The following is a 12634-nucleotide window of genomic DNA, read 5'->3' as shown; positions in this document are numbered from 1 at the left end:
CATCCTACGACGACATCGTCGATCGCTGCTGCAATGCCTGGAACGGGCTGACCGAGCAGCCATGGAAAATCATGTCTCTCGGACTGCGCGACTGGGCTCATCGGTGATGATCAACACCGATTGGTATTAGGTACGCGGTGGAGCGCCAGGCACGATGGGAATGTGCGCGACTGGACGAGCTGGGTCAGTTCATCACCCCGGCAGTACGAGAGCTGATCGCCGCGCCCAGTCTCGGCGATAACGGATAGGGTGAAGGAAAGAGCCCGCCGCGGCTGATGCCGGGCGGGCTAAAGGTTAGGCAGGCCTCGCAAGAAGCCCTGCCGCTGAAGATAAGTGTAGCGAGTGAGTGTTAACGGCGCGAGAATGCCTACGCTGGCGCGAACGAGATCTCAGCGCGCTCGCTCGTCACCGCGGGACAACACGGCCTCAAGCCCGCTCGGCCAACGCCTGTACGAGAGCCAAGATCCGGCGACGTTCTTCAGGATCAGCAATACGCAGGAAGGCGTGGATCAGTGCACTGCACTCACCCTCCCGGCCACTATAATCCTCTGCCTGCCCCCCCGGCCTGCATGCCGCTTTGATCGCGTCGGACATCTGGTACAAAGCATCCGGCGGTATCTGTAGCGCGTTGGCGATGCGCTGTAACGGCGTTGGAGTGATCGCATGGTCTGCAGACGGAGGATGCCCACCGCCACCGTCCTCTTTTAGGTCAGCTTGCAGCGCTTGGCCGGGAGGCGGCGTTTTCGATCCCATGGCTTCTGCTCCGCGGGTGCGCACTGCGCCTTTTGCCGTATCCGTAATATATTTGCCTATAAATTAGGCCTTGCAAACACGCAACGGTTGTATTCTAACATTTATTTAATTGCTTGAGGCAGCGTCGCGAGAGGCGATACAAGGACCGGCCTTTGGGCTTGAGGGGGGGTATTTCTTCGTGCCCAGGAACAGAGCTCTCCGTGGTCAGACTTGTTCCCAAGCCTTTCAGACGGCGTTGGACGCCCTGGATGTGGTTGGGCGGTGGGAGTGGGACGCCGCCACTGATCGCACTCGCGTCGATGCCGTGGTGGCGCTGCTCTTCAACGTCGATCCGGAAGAAGCCGAGGAGGGCTTACCGCTCTCGCGCTACATCAATGGCATCCACACTGACGACAGAGAGCGAGTGCTCGCGGAGATCCGGGACAGCGCTCGCGAGAGCAGCGCCTATCTGACCGAATACCGGGTGATCTCCGTCGATGGCCGAACGCGGTGGGTGTTGGCGCGTGGCCGCTTCACCGGGGATTATCATGGCTGGCCGCAAACCGGTGCGGGCATCATCATCGACATCACACAGATGCGGATGAGTGAGGGCACAGTCGAAGACGCTGATAGCCAAGCAGACGGGACGCCGCTGGATTGTGCCGCTGACCACGCCATCGCTGCGCAGCAGGCGATCGTCGATCTGCAGGACCCACAGCTGAAGGTGTTCGCAGACGCCTTGCTGATGGAGCTGGGGCGCCGGCTCGCCCACGAGGAGATCCTAAAGCGCCGCAAGCGCATGAACTGAAGCTGGACGCCTCACGGATTGGATCTCGCCACTGATATCGGTGCCCTCGTTACCACAATCCCGTCAGCACCTCTCCTGTCCGCGCCCGGATCAGCTTGCGCTCGAACTCTGCCAGATTACCCAGGATCGTCGCCATCAGCGCAACTCAGGCACGCCGTGATAGTACCGCGATACCCCCTCGCGACAACGGTTCCGAAGCACCTTGCATCAAGTCAAAGCAGCGAGCGTCTGCTTTCGGGTGTAGATCCAAAATACTTCTATGACGAAGTTGGGTCGGGAGCGGACCCAAAGCATGGGTTCCAGCCGTCAGATTTCGACCACTAGGATGGCGGGCGGCAGGCGGAAGGCCTCCGCTTCCCGCGCGTCCGGTCCGACCGGCTGCACCCCGGCTCACGAGCACGCCGCCGAGATGGACGTCGGCGCGGGCCATCATCGCGTCCGTCAATTCCGGCGCGTCTTCGTATTCGTCCGCCTGGATGACGTGGGCATCCGTCTTCGCGAGGTCCGTTTCGCCGAACGCATCAGCGGAGAAGCGGGCCGTAGAGGGCTTGCTCTCGTGCATTGGCTTTCCTCATCGTGAAAACGTGACGGTCCGTGCCACGCGGCGTCCACCCGACGACGACCATGCGCACGTCGAGCAATCCAACGGTGCGACGCGGGACCTCGTCGTCGTCGGCGCGACGATCCTCGAACGGATACGGTTTTCGTTTGAACACGTCGCTTGCGCACCGTTTTCCCGGACGCCTGGAGCGTCAGCGGACGGCGATCCGGGACCCAGCATCGACAAGGGCCGCGTCAGCGGCTCGATACGAACGGCGCAACGAGATCGACGCTTCGCGGCGTCTTCTGCTGGGTCCCGGATCGGGTTCCGCGGACGCTTCACCCGTCCGGGAGAACGGGCGCCGTGTCCGCAGAACCAATCGACCGGACATCGTATGACCTGTGATGTCAGCAAACACGAGGGCCGACGCGAGGAAGCCCACGCCGTAACCCGGCCAAAGCCGTGTCGCACTTTGCCGGGTGGACCGTGATCGCCATCGCTAACCAGAGGTGATGAAGAGACGGCCGCGTCGATGAATCCGGCAGCGCCTACCTGTCGGAAGCCTGCCTCCGCGGCCCGTAGCTCCTGAACTTCTCGACGTTGCGCGCGATCTCGGCATCGGAGAGCACCACCGGCGTGCCGACCTGCAGCGCGACCGCGTATTGCCGGCACAGGGTCTCCATCTCCACCGCGAGCCAGAGCGCCTTGGGCAGGTCCGGCCCGGTGGCGATCATGCCGTGGTTGGCGAGCAGGCAGCCGTTGCGATCCTCCAGCGCCTCCAGCGCGAGCCGCGAGAGCTCTTCGGTGCCGAAGGTGGCGTAGCCGGAGCAGCGGATCGTCGGGCCGCCGACGGCGGCGATCATGTAGTGCACCGCGGGGATCGTCTGCCGGCACATCGCGAAGGCGGTGCCGTGATCGGGGTGGGCGTGCACCACCGCGTTCACGGCCGGCTTCTCGCGCAGGATGTCGCGGTGGAAGCGCCATTCCGAGGACGGGCTCAGCGGGTGGTCGAAGCGGCCGTCCATCGCCAGGAAGACCACCTCCGCCTCGCCGATGCGGGCGCTCGGGACGCCCGAGGGCGTGATCAGCAAGCCGTCGCGCCAGCGCAGGGAGACGTTGCCCGAGGTGCCGCGGTTGAGGCCCTGCGCATCGAGGTCGCGCGCGGCCGCCACCACAGCCGCCCGCGCCCTGCTCTCGTCGGCATCCATTCGCGGCCCTTCCGGTTGTCCAGCCCCCGATAAGCGCGAAGGCCCGGCACCGTAAAGACGGTGCCGGGCCTTCTTGCGTTCGGCCGTTAGAGCATTTTCAAGCGAGGTGGATGCCGGCTCGCGTGGAGACAATGCGACCACACAGCAGGTCAGAGCATTTTCCGTGATCCAGGGATCACGGAAAATGCTCTCGTGGAGCGTCGCGGCCTCAGGCGGCGACGGCCCCTCGGGCGGCGGTCGTCTCGGGCGCGGCGAGCATCGCGTTGGCGACCACGCGCTTGCGCCAGGGCTTCAGCACCGCGATGGCGAGGATCGAGGCCAGGATGTTGGCGCCGGCCGCCAGCAGGAACACGCCGTCCCAGCTGCCGGAGCTCTGCTGCAGGTAGTTCGCCGCCGGCACCAGCAGGGCCGCCGTGCCCTTGGCGGTGTAGAGCAGGCCGGCGTTGGTCGCCGCGAACTTCGACCCGAAGGTGTCGGTGCAGGTCGAGGGGAAGAGCGAGTAGATCTCACCCCAGGCGAAGAACACGAAGCCCGAGAGCAGCACGAACCACAGCGGATCGTGACCCCAGAGGTAGAGCATGTAGATGCCGAAGCCTTCCATCGCGAAGGCGATGAACATCGTGTTCTCGCGGCCGATCTTGTCCGAGACCCAGCCGAAGAACGGCCGCGTCAGCCCGTTGAGCACGCGGTCGATGGTCGCGGCGAAGGTGATCGCCACCATGGTGATGCCCATGATCGTCACCGGGACCTTGTCGACGCCGATGTCGGCGGCGATCGGCTTCAGGTTGGCGGTGATCATCAGGCCGCCGGCGCCGACGATGACGAACATGAAGTACATCAGCCAGAAGATCGGCTGCCGGACGACCTCGCCGGGCGCGTAGTTGCGCCGGGTCTGGATCACGTTGGCGTTCACCGCCGCCTCGGGCACTTGGCCCTTCTTCGGCGAGATCAGGAAGAAGGCGAGCAGGCAGACGACGATGCCCTGGCCGAGGCCGAACCAGAGGAACGCGGCCTGGAAGCCGTTCTCGGCGATCATCCACTGGATCGGCGCGACGGTGAAGGCCGAGCCGGCGCCGAAGCCCGCCGCGGTGATGCCGGCGGCGAGGCCGCGCTTGTCCGGGAACCACTTGAGCGCGCTGCCGACGCAGGTGCCGTAGACCGCGCCCGCGCCGATGCCGGCGATGACCTGGCCGAGATAGAACATGTTGAGCGTGGTGGCGTAGGAATTGATCACCCAGCCGACGCCGCAGAGCAGGCCGCCGAACAGCACGACCACCCGCGGGCCGTACTTGTCCACGAACCAGCCTTCGACCGGGACGAGCCAGGTCTCGAACAGCACGAACAGCGTGAAGGCCCACTGGATCGCCGCGCGGTCGAAGCCGAACTTCTTCTGGATGTCGGGCACGAAGAACGTCCAGCCGTACTGGAGGTTCGCGATCATCACCATGCAGACCACGCCGAGCGCGAGCTGCATCCATCGATATCCGTCGGACACCCGTCCGATCGCCTGTCTGTCGTCGTTTGGCATCGTCATCCTCCCAGAGGTCTTGCTTGAGGCCGGTTGTCCGGCACGTGGCGTGTCGTCCGCGTTGGTCGCGGCGTCGTCGGATCGGGAACCGCCCGGAATGGGACGGTCGCCGACCTTTGCGCCGTTATTCGCCGACGCCCTTCAATCCTCGATGTCGTCGCGCGGAGACCTTCGCCCACGCGAGAACCGCAATGTCGGCATGGTCCTGATGCCGCGTTCCGGCTTCCGATGCAGCTTCGATTGCACGGTTCATCTCGGAAAAACTTTTGGCACCGCAGCAAGAAAAAGTCAGCGCACCGGCTGGGCGATCTCTGGTCTACGGTATGCCAGAAATATCGTGCGATATCCGCTCGGAACCTGTCAACGCGACCGGAATAAAAATACAGAAATTTCGTTTGGATTAGGAGCTGCCGGCAGACGTGGTCTCCAAAGGGACGGCTCGGCCCGAGCGCGAGGCTTCGGAGCCGAGCGACGGCCGATCCGACCGACCCTGCACCGCCGCGTGTGCCATCTAGGCTGACGCCAAGGTTTGCGTTACGTCGGCGATCGGTCGCGCGTCGAATTCCAATCCAAGAACGCGGACCGACGGATACGGCATGTCGAACTCCGAGTCGCTCAGCATCAAGCCGATCGTGGTCAGTTCGAGCCTGCGCACCCTCGCCTACGAGGCGTTGAAGACGTTCATCACCAACATGGACATCTACGGGCGCCCGGACGAGGTTCGCCTCGACGAGCGCAAGCTGTCGCAGGATCTCGGCGTCAGCCGCACGCCGGTGCGCGAGGCGCTGACCGTACTGGAGCAGGAAGGGTTCGTCCGGTCCGAGGCCCGGCGCGGCGTCTTCGTCATCAAGAAGACGAAGAAGGAGATCGTCGGGATGATCCATTCCTGGGCGGCACTCGAAAGCATGGCCGCCCGGCTCGCCTGCACCCGGGCCTCGGACGCCGAGCTGCGCTCGCTGCGCGAGGCCTTCCCCGAGTTCTACGACGGGCGGCCGGCCGAGCACATCGACGAGTACTCGGACGCCAACATCCGCTTCCACCAGAAGATCATCTCGCTCGGGCAATGCGCGGTGATCTCCGAGCTGTCGAGCAACCTGCTGATGCACGTGCGCGGCATCCGCAACACCGCGCTCCGCCAGGGCGACCGGGCCGAGAAGTCGATCCGCGAGCATGTCGCGATCATCAAGGCGCTCGAGGCGCGCGACGTGGAAGCCGCCGAGCGGCTCGTGCGCGACCACGGCATCGGCCTCGCCGACCACGTCGACGCCTACGGCGCCTACCTCGACTGAGCCGATCCCGGTTTTCCGATCTTCCTGCGCGCGTGGTGGACTCCGTCCACCGCGCGCGAACGCATGCGCGCCTCGCATGATTGGCATGTGGCGTTTGGCATACCAGAATGCAGCGCACCATGAGATCTATTGCGTCGCAACACGCATCGGGATCCCGTCATGTTCTCCTCGTTCGTCGCCGTCTTCGCCGCCCTCGCCAGCGTCCAGGTGCTGCTCGTCGTCAAGCTTGCCGACTTCCTCACGGACGGCGCCGAGGCGCGCGGTGCCCGCTCTGTCGCAGCCGACGTCCACGGCGCCACCGCCGCCTGAGCACGCGTCCGAGTTGTCATCCGCCGCGCGTCTGCGCACTCTGCCCGCGAGTCGAGGGGCGAGGCCCGATGCCGAATCAGGCATCATGATGGCGTCGCCGAAGGAGGCCGGAAACGGTTCACTCATGAAGTTCGGTTTATCGTCAACACGACGTTGACGAGGACAACCGAGGAAGGCCGGCATTGGCACAGGGCGCTCCGTTCCCGGCCATGGAGGACGCGTTCGTCCTCCTGATCACCGACCGTCCGGACCTGCGGCGCACCCTGGCGCGCGGGATCGACCTGGTGATGCCGTGCCGCACGGTCTCGGCCTGGCCTGAAGGCGGCGCCCGCCCCGCGCTGGTGGTGATCGACCTGCCGGCAGCCGGCGCCGACGCCGTCCGCGCCGACACCGCCCTGACCCCGACGCTCGTGCTGGAGCGCGACGCCGCGCGGCGCCGGCCCACGTCACCCATCCTGAAGACCCTGCCGGCCGCGACGCGGCGCGAAGCGATCCTCGCCGACGCCTTCGCGATGATCGAGGTCGCCATCGCGCGGACCCGAGTGCTCGACGCGCGGAGTGCCGCCGCGACGACGATCGTGTCGGAGATCTTCGATTCGGCCGCGCTCGGCGCGCCGTTCCAGCCGAGCGAGATCGATCGCGGCACCGAGATCGTCCTGGCCGCGGTGTCGGAGGTCGGCATCGGCGACTGGCTCGCCACGGTGTGGCGCCACGACGCCGGCGTCTACCAGCACACCCTCGGCGTCGCCGGCTACGCCGCGGCGTTCGGCGGCCGGGTCGGCCTCTCGCGCGCCGACCGGCACCGCCTGACCAAGGCCGCGCTGCTGCACGACATCGGCAAGGCGCGCATCCCCGTCGAGATCCTGAACAAGCCCGGCCGGCTGACGGCGGAGGAGATGCGCCTGATGCGCCGGCATCCGGAGATCGGCGCGGGGCTGCTCGACGCGCAGGGCGGATTCGATCCGGCGATCGTCGAGGTGGTGCGCCACCACCACGAGAAGCTCGACGGCACCGGGTATCCGGCCGGCCTGCGCGACGGCGCGATCACCGACCTCGTCCGCATCGTCGCGATCTGCGACGTGTTCTCGGCGCTGACCGAGCGCCGGACCTACCGCGATTCGGTCGCGGCGCCCGAGGCGCTGGCGACGATGGAGGGGATGAAAGGCCACCTCGACCGCGCGCTGATGCAGGCCTTCGCGCCCGTGGCCCTCGGCCGTGCGGTGGAAGTGGTCTGATCGGAGCCTTTCAAGCGCGCCGGCCTCCACGCGGCTTGAAAAGACTCACGCCCTGCCCGCGACGGGCCGCCATCGCGGCGGAGACCAGGCCGAGGCCGCCGACGGCGGCGGACAGCGCGACGAAGGCGCGCCCGATCCCGTCCGCGCCGAACACCCGGTCGTTCAGCAGACCGAGCAGGGCCGGCCCGGCGCCGAGCGCCACGAGGGTCTCGAAGGCGATGAACAGTCCGCTGATCCGCCCCCGCAGGGCGACCGGCGTCAGGAACTGGATGCCGGGCAGACTCGGCGGGCTGCAGAAGCCGAGGGCCGCGACCAGGGCCGCGAACCCGCCAAGCGAGAGGCCGAGCCCGGGCGCGAACACCATGACGAGGGTCGCAGGCAGCGACAGCAGGAGCCCGAGCCCCAGTATCCGCGGTGCGGCGCGCGGGCGATTCCGCTTCGCACGGTCGAGCACGATCCCGCTGACGATGTGTCCCACGGGCGCCGCAACCAGCACGACGAGGCCGAGGATCAGCCCGCTCTCGGCCGGCGTCACCTTGAAGGCGCGCACGTAGAAGGTCGGCGCCCAGGCGGTCAGCGTCTGGCCCATGCAGATCGCGGCGGTCGAAGCCACGGTATGGGGCAGGTAGGCGCGGCCGTGCCGGACGATCCAGGCGAAGGCGCGCGACCACGGCGGCAGTGGGGCCGGGACCGACGGAGGGGGCGGTTCGGCGATGCCCCAGGTGAAGGCCAGCAGCACGAGGTTCGGCAGGGCCGCCAGCACGAACAGGGCCTGCCAGGGCGCGAGCGCACCGAAGCCCGGCAGCGTCAGGCCGCCCTGCCCCGTCAGCCAGCCGAGGGTCGCCCCGCCGACGAGGAGGGCGAGGCTTCGCCCGAGCGTACCGCCGGTGGTCAGCAGCGAGACCCCGCGCCCGAGCCGCGCCCGAGCCGCGCCCGCCCGACCCGCAACGCGAGCAGGGACAACGCGGCCGGGACGACGCCCGACTGCCCCAGGTCGAGGAGCATGCGGCTCACGAACAGGGCGGCGAAGGAGCCGGAGAGGCCGCAGGCCAGCGTCGCGAGGGTCCACACCACGAGGCAGCCGAGAAGGAGCGTGCGCCGATGCCCGCGGTCGGCCAACGCACCGACCCAGGGCAAGCCCGCCGCATGCAGCAGCGCGAAGGCCGAGCCCTGGAGCAGGCCGACCTCGGCGTCGCTCAGCGCCAGGTCGTGCTTGAGCGGCGTGGCGAGCACCGTGATCAGGAACCGGTCGCTGAATGCGAAGAACTGCGTCGCCGCGAGCAGCAGCACCAGCCCCCAGCCGGACGATCCGCCGCTTCGCTCCGCGGTCGGTAGGCGACGAGGTGTGGACGCGAGCGCCGGTTCAGTAGAGTTCACAAAGCCACGCGGCGAGTTGCGACCGGGCGTCGGCGATCCCCGCCCGGGAGGCGCGCGCCCGCTGCAGGTCGGCACGGAACTGTCCCGGCGGCCGCCCGAATGCCGCGTGAAACGCCCGGTTGCAATGGCTTTCGCTGCCGAAGCCGCAGGCGAAGGCCAGGGCCGCGATCGAGCGGGTCTCGCTCGGTCGCCTCAGGCAGGCGCGCAGGCTCTCGAGCCGCCGGAGCCGGAGCACGTTCGCGACGCCGCCATCCTCCGAGAACGAGCGATACAGGACGCTGCGCGAGACGCCGACGCCCCGCGCGATGGTTTCGGCGTCGAGGGTAGAGTCCGACAGGCGCGTGGCGATGAACGCCTCGGCGCGCTCGCGCCGCAGCAGGACGAGCTGCGCTTCGGTGTCCGGGTCGAAGCCGAGCCCGGCCCTGTCGTCGAGCACGGCGGCCAGCACCGTCGTCAGGGCGCGGGCCGCGCCCGCCGCCGCGCGCGGGTTCATGGCGGACGCCCGGCGGGCGAGGGAGACCATCAGGTCGGCGACGAGCCCTCCACTCGCCTCGGGCAGCACCGTGCCGTGGAAGCCGCGAAGCCCGCGCAGCGAGCCTTCGACCGGATCGCGCGCGAGCGCGACGGTGACGACGTGCGCGTGGTCCGCCCGGCTCGATTGCGGCCGGGTGGTGTCGAACAGCAGGATCTCGCCGGGCGCCACCCGAACCTCGTCGCCCGGGACGCCGCCGGACAGGCGGCCGGCGAGCAGGAGGTGGAGGTTGACGTGGTCGAAGCCGTCGCGGCGCACGCGCGCCGCGCCACGGCTGTGCACCAGCCCGTTCAGATGGCGATCGAACACCACCATCCGCGGGAAGCGGTGGGCCTGGAAGCGGGCGTAGAACCCCTCCCCCGTCAGGGCCACGTCGGAACCGTGGGCGTAGAGGTCGTGGTAGGTGCCGAATCCGTCGGGGGCGTCCGGCGACTGCGCGGCGAAACTGAAGGATTGCAACGTCACGGGTCGGCCGAAGCGAGTCCATTCGACACGTCGGTCGATGCGATGTTCATTATTCACCGCTGAAACACGGGTGCAAGGCGGCCCACGGCTGCAACCACTGGGGAATGATTACGCATCACACCTAAAAGTCCCATCGGAGACGAGGCTCGAATGCAGCCTATCCGCGTGCAGGAACGGCCCTCGTGGCGCGCCTGAGGTGCCTCCGCCGAAGTCGCGGTCGGCCCGCATGGGTCTGCGATGGAACGGCGCATCGACGGACGCTGCTCCGGTGCTAGCTTCCTCGCGACGCGCCGAAGGGCAGCGGGCCTCGGAGGATCGCGATGACCGGCGTGTTCTTTCTCTACTTCACCGCCTGCATGGCGAACGCGCCCGAGACCTGCGAAGCGCGGCGCATGCCGCTCGACGTGGCGACGCCCCGCGCCTGCCAGCACGTCGCCCAGCCGCAGCTTGCGCGCTGGGTCGAGGAACACCCGGACTACCGGATCGCCGGGTGGCGCTGCGGCGCGCCGATGCGCGATCCCGGCACGCGGATCTGATGGCGGGCGTGGCATCGCGGGCACAGGCGCCCGCCCTTGCGCACGGTGCGCCGTCGCGCGCCCCGGTTTCGCCGCATGGGACGGGCCAAGGCGAGGCTCCGTCCCGCCAGCGAACCCGTTCCCGATGCCATACAGCGCCGCCCGCCGCCTCAAGGCCTTCGCCGCCTACGGCCTTTTCGCCCTCGCGCTCGCCGGCTGCGGGACGCCGACGCTCATCGAGAGCGCCGGCCCGGTCAGCCCCGTGATCCTCGACGAGAATGCGGCCGCCGCCGCGATCTCGCGTTACCGCGCCCAGCACGGGCTCGGGCCGGTCACCGTCGACGCCGGGCTGGTGACGGCGGCCGCGTTCCAGGCCGGCAACAACGCCCGCACCGGACAGCTCAGCCACGAGGTCGGCGGCAGCTTCACCGCGCGGATGGCCTCGGCCGGGCTCGGCCGGTCCTGGTCGGCGGAAAACCTCAGCGCCGGCTCCGAGACCTTCGATCAGGTGCTCGCCCGCTGGAAGGCCTCGCCGGAGCACAACAAGAACATGCTGATCCCGCAGATCCGCCGCATCGGCATCGCCCGCGTCGACGCGCCGGGCACCCGCTACAAGCGGTTCTGGGCGCTGGTGATGGCCGGCGGCTGATGGGCGAAATCAGACGCTGGGCATCCGATCGCGGGATCCACTAAAGTTGGAAAGCGGACCTGGGAGGGGTAGAAATGGATCAGCCAGTAGCCATGAGCATTGCTGATGTCTCAGTCGCGGCTATGATCGACGATGAAATTATGCGCGCTGCAAAAGAGCGTTGGCAGAAAGTGGCCATGATCACGGCTATAATAATTCATGCTAACCTTCGTCGAGGAATAAACGACACAGCAATAGCAGAGCGTATCAAATTGCTTGTTTCACTAGGTAAGCTCGAAGTGCAAGGGAATTTAGACCGTATGCGCTACAGCGAAGTTCGGTTGCCACCACGGTAGAACCTGCAACCCACACTTCGCTCGTATGGTCCGCTATGAGTCGAAAGCAGCCCTCCGCTGCAAGTGCCAAGCGTCTGATTTCTACCAATAGAGCGCCTTCCGTCGAAGCGGACGCCTTTTCGGCGAAAGACCGCCCGTCATGACAAGGGCCTATTCGACCGTGTTCGGCGCGACGACGTTGCCGGTGCCGCCGTCGGAATTGTCGAGGCTGCTGCCGAAGGGATAGCCGGAATCCTGGCTGCAATAGAGCCGCCAGCCGCCGCGGGAATTCACCACGATCGCCGCGGACGCGAACAGGCCGCCGCCGGTGAAGGTGTTCCCGGTGACGACGTTGTTCGACGGCGTCTGGTGGCGGACCGTGCCGCCCTCCCCGCAATTGCGGTAGAGCCGCACGCCGCCTTGGCCCTGCGTGGCGATGCGGTTGCCGGTGATGCGGTTGCGCGCCGAGCCGTCGACGGCGATCGCCTCCCGCCCGAGCGCGACGGCGATGGTGTTGTCGGCGATGACGTTGTCGGCGCTCTCGGCGTCGAGGTAGATCGCGTCCGCGCCCGAGCGGCCGTCGAGGGTCGAGCCCTGCAGGGTGAACCGCGTCACGCCGGGGGCGAGGTAGAGCGGGATGTGCCCGAGCGCGGTGATGGTCGAATCGCGGATCGCGATTTCGGTCGGCGCCGCCGCCTGCGCCCGCTCGGTATGGCCGAGGCTGTGCGACGACGCCTTCACCGCCGCCCCCTGGCCGTTGAGGCCCATGCCCCAGACGCGGACGTGGCCGAGGATGCGGCAGTTGCGAAGCGTGACGCCGCTGGGGCGCGACCAGGTCCCGCCGGGGCCGGCCGGGGCGCGCGAGCGGATCTCGACCGCGAAGTCGGCGAGCGTCGGCGCCGGCTCGGCCTGCCCGATCGTCGCGCCGGCGCAGTCGATCTCCGCGCCCGACGCCTCCGCGCCCTCGACGACGACCCGGCGCAGGACGTGGTCGCCCGGGCTCAGCGTGATCGAGCAGGCGATCGCGGCGGTGTCGTCGCCGGGGCGCGGGGGCGACAGCAGACGCGCGCGCGTCGCGACATCGCAGGCGCGCGCGGAGGCGGGTTCGACCAGGGCGGGCGGGGCCGGCGGC

14 protein-coding genes are annotated in these 12634 nt (G+C 68.0%); 7 read left to right on the top strand and 7 right to left on the bottom strand.

Annotated elements, in window-relative coordinates; all coding sequences use genetic code 11:
- Nucleotides 1-426: 426 nt before the first annotated feature.
- Nucleotides 427-753 carry a hypothetical protein gene (locus FV229_RS20985; RefSeq protein ID WP_147753818.1) on the bottom strand — a complete coding sequence of 109 codons (327 nt, stop codon included), beginning with the start codon at nt 751-753 and terminating at the stop codon, nt 427-429.
- A 178-nt stretch (nt 754-931) separates the two neighbouring features.
- Between FV229_RS20985 and FV229_RS20980 the strand changes: the two genes are divergently transcribed.
- Nucleotides 932-1540, top strand: coding sequence for a PAS domain-containing protein (locus FV229_RS20980; protein WP_147753817.1), 609 nt, complete (start codon nt 932-934; stop codon nt 1538-1540).
- 1089 nt (nt 1541-2629) lie between these two features.
- On the opposite strand, the gene FV229_RS20970 is transcribed toward FV229_RS20980, so the two are convergent.
- Both FV229_RS20970 and oxlT read right to left on the bottom strand, forming a co-directional pair.
- Entirely contained in the window at nt 2630-3289 is a 660-nt protein-coding gene (locus tag FV229_RS20970; protein ID WP_147753815.1) for a class II aldolase/adducin family protein, read from the bottom strand.
- Between the two features lie 208 nt (nt 3290-3497).
- The gene (oxlT, locus tag FV229_RS20965) at nt 3498-4763 is read right to left on the bottom strand and encodes an oxalate/formate MFS antiporter (protein WP_147753814.1); all 1266 of its coding nucleotides are present in this window, start codon (nt 4761-4763) and stop codon (nt 3498-3500) included.
- Nucleotides 4764-5413: 650 nt separating this feature from the next.
- Between oxlT and FV229_RS20960 the strand changes: the two genes are divergently transcribed.
- The 3 genes from FV229_RS20960 (at nt 5414) to FV229_RS20955 (ending at nt 7650) form a co-directional block, all read left to right on the top strand.
- Nucleotides 5414-6106, top strand: coding sequence for a GntR family transcriptional regulator (locus tag FV229_RS20960; RefSeq protein WP_147753813.1), 693 nt, complete (start codon nt 5414-5416; stop codon nt 6104-6106).
- Nucleotides 6107-6265: 159 nt separating this feature from the next.
- Entirely contained in the window at nt 6266-6415 is a 150-nt protein-coding gene (locus FV229_RS27570; protein WP_187275229.1) for a hypothetical protein, read from the top strand.
- A 182-nt stretch (nt 6416-6597) separates the two neighbouring features.
- Nucleotides 6598-7650: an HD domain-containing phosphohydrolase gene (locus FV229_RS20955; protein WP_348644199.1), complete on the top strand. Its 1053-nt coding sequence runs from the start codon at nt 6598-6600 to the stop codon at nt 7648-7650.
- Nucleotides 7651-7660: 10 nt separating this feature from the next.
- On the opposite strand, the gene FV229_RS20950 is transcribed toward FV229_RS20955, so the two are convergent.
- The 3 genes from FV229_RS20950 to FV229_RS20945 form a co-directional block, all read right to left on the bottom strand.
- Entirely contained in the window at nt 7661-8545 is an 885-nt protein-coding gene (locus FV229_RS20950) for an MFS transporter (RefSeq protein ID WP_281406740.1), read from the bottom strand.
- Entirely contained in the window at nt 8542-8940 is a 399-nt protein-coding gene (locus tag FV229_RS28480; RefSeq protein ID WP_281406739.1) for an MFS transporter, read from the bottom strand. The genes FV229_RS20950 and FV229_RS28480 overlap by 4 nt, the downstream gene beginning before the upstream one ends.
- Before the next feature lie 73 nt (nt 8941-9013).
- A complete protein-coding gene (locus tag FV229_RS20945) occupies nt 9014-10018 on the bottom strand; it encodes a helix-turn-helix domain-containing protein (RefSeq protein ID WP_187275228.1) in 1005 nt (334 codons plus the stop codon).
- A gap of 326 nt (nt 10019-10344) precedes the next feature.
- On the opposite strand from FV229_RS20945, the gene FV229_RS20940 reads away from it, so the two are divergent.
- From FV229_RS20940 to FV229_RS20930, 3 genes are all read left to right on the top strand, one after another.
- Entirely contained in the window at nt 10345-10560 is a 216-nt protein-coding gene (locus FV229_RS20940) for a hypothetical protein (RefSeq protein ID WP_147753811.1), read from the top strand.
- A 124-nt stretch (nt 10561-10684) separates the two neighbouring features.
- Entirely contained in the window at nt 10685-11188 is a 504-nt protein-coding gene (locus FV229_RS20935; RefSeq protein WP_147753810.1) for a CAP domain-containing protein, read from the top strand.
- Between the two features lie 74 nt (nt 11189-11262).
- On the top strand, nt 11263-11523 hold the full coding sequence (locus tag FV229_RS20930; protein WP_147753809.1) for a DUF3658 domain-containing protein: 261 nt from the start codon (nt 11263-11265) through the stop codon (nt 11521-11523).
- Nucleotides 11524-11673: 150 nt separating this feature from the next.
- Here FV229_RS20930 and FV229_RS20925 read toward each other — a convergent pair.
- Nucleotides 11674-12634 (bottom strand): right-handed parallel beta-helix repeat-containing protein (locus FV229_RS20925; RefSeq protein WP_147753808.1); only part of this gene is annotated, 961 nt, incomplete at its 5' end.

Source organism: Methylobacterium sp. WL120 (assembly GCF_008039465.1).
Lineage (GTDB): Bacteria > Pseudomonadota > Alphaproteobacteria > Rhizobiales > Beijerinckiaceae > Methylobacterium > Methylobacterium cerastii.
Note: the sequence above shows the minus strand (reverse complement) of the source record. Positions and strands in the feature narration are given on the sequence as shown.

Bases quoted from the DNA above. Each gene is read 5' to 3' on its own strand.
- FV229_RS20985 (WP_147753818.1), bottom strand. From the start codon at position 753: ATGGGATCGAAAACGCCGCCTCCCGGCCAAGCGCTGCAAGCTGACCTA.
- FV229_RS20970 (WP_147753815.1), bottom strand. From the start codon at position 3,289: ATGGATGCCGACGAGAGCAGGGCGCGGGCGGCTGTGGTGGCGGCCGCG.
- oxlT (WP_147753814.1), bottom strand. From the start codon at position 4,763: ATGCAGCTCGCGCTCGGCGTGGTCTGCATGGTGATGATCGCGAACCTC.
- FV229_RS20960 (WP_147753813.1), top strand. From the start codon at position 5,414: ATGTCGAACTCCGAGTCGCTCAGCATCAAGCCGATCGTGGTCAGTTCG.
- FV229_RS27570 (WP_187275229.1), top strand. From the start codon at position 6,266: ATGTTCTCCTCGTTCGTCGCCGTCTTCGCCGCCCTCGCCAGCGTCCAG.
- FV229_RS20940 (WP_147753811.1), top strand. From the start codon at position 10,345: ATGACCGGCGTGTTCTTTCTCTACTTCACCGCCTGCATGGCGAACGCG.
- FV229_RS20935 (WP_147753810.1), top strand. From the start codon at position 10,685: ATGCCATACAGCGCCGCCCGCCGCCTCAAGGCCTTCGCCGCCTACGGC.
- FV229_RS20930 (WP_147753809.1), top strand. From the start codon at position 11,263: ATGGATCAGCCAGTAGCCATGAGCATTGCTGATGTCTCAGTCGCGGCT.